The sequence below is a fragment of the Micromonospora sp. D75 genome (assembly GCF_018070405.1).
GTDB classification, from domain to species: Bacteria; Actinomycetota; Actinomycetes; order Mycobacteriales; family Micromonosporaceae; genus Micromonospora; species Micromonospora chalcea.
Genome location: NZ_JAGPXV010001069.1, coordinates 1 through 926, shown reverse-complemented (window position 1 = coordinate 926; position 926 = coordinate 1). Strand labels below are relative to the sequence as shown.

Here is a 926-nt window from a genome sequence, read left to right as displayed (position 1 = left end):
CGCCACCTCGTACGCCCCGCCCGGTAGTCCGGCGGCGAGGTGGTGGGCGACGTCGTCGGCGTACCCCCGGCGCAGCACGCCGCCGAGCGCGGACCGCAACTCGGGGCGGCGGGCGGCCTCCAGCCGCAGTTCGAACAGCGCGCGGGTGAGGCCCGGCTCGCGGGTGGTGCGCGCGACGATGTCGCGCAGGTAGTCGGTCATCAGCGCGAGCGACGGCGCACGGCGGCCGAGGTCGGCCAGCACGGCCGGGTCGGGCGCGATCCGGTCGAAGATCCGTTCGGCCAGGCCGGCCAGCAGCGCCGCGCGGGACGGGAAGTAGTTCGAGGTGGTGCCGGTGGGCACGCCCGCCTCGGCGTCGACCGCCCGGTGGGTCAGCCCGCGCGCGCCGGCGTCGGCGAGCACCCGCAGACCGGCGTCGGCGAGCAGGGTACGGCGTTCCGGGTTCCTGGCCACGCGAACACAGTAGCAACAACCACGACAGGTGTTGTAGATTCGCCACTGAACCACGACAGCCGTCGTGGATCACCTCGGACATCGGAGCCGGTTTGCGCAAGCTCGTGTATTTCGTCGCCAGCACCCTCGACGGCTTCATCGCCGCGCCCGACGGGTCGTTCGACTTCCTCCCGCTGACGCCCGACCTGGCGCCCCACCTGGTGGCCGAGTGGCCCCAGACGCTGCCCACGTTCGCCCACGCCCAGCTCGGCATCGACTCCCCGCCCGCCGGCCGCTTCGACACCGTGCTGATGGGCCGGGGCAGCTACGAGCCCGGCCTGAAGATCGGCGTGACAAGCCCGTACGCCCACCTGGAGCAGTACGTGTTCAGCCGCTCCCTGCCCCCTGCCGACTACCCGGACGTGAACGTCGTCGCCGGGGACCCGGTGGCCTTCGTCCGCGAGCTGACGACGCGGCCCGGGCGCGACCGCTGG

The 926-nt window shown here is 73.4% G+C and carries 2 protein-coding genes; one reads left to right on the top strand and one right to left on the bottom strand.

The genetic code is table 11. The features are described 5' to 3' along the window. On the bottom strand, positions 1-453 hold a 453-nt coding region (locus KBX39_RS32035; RefSeq protein WP_210874167.1), incomplete at its 3' end, for a TetR family transcriptional regulator. Positions 454-545: 92 nt separating this feature from the next. On the opposite strand from KBX39_RS32035, the gene KBX39_RS32030 reads away from it, so the two are divergent. Continuing rightward, positions 546-926, top strand: a 381-nt coding sequence (locus KBX39_RS32030; RefSeq protein ID WP_210874164.1) for a dihydrofolate reductase family protein, incomplete at its 3' end; no start/stop codon positions are given.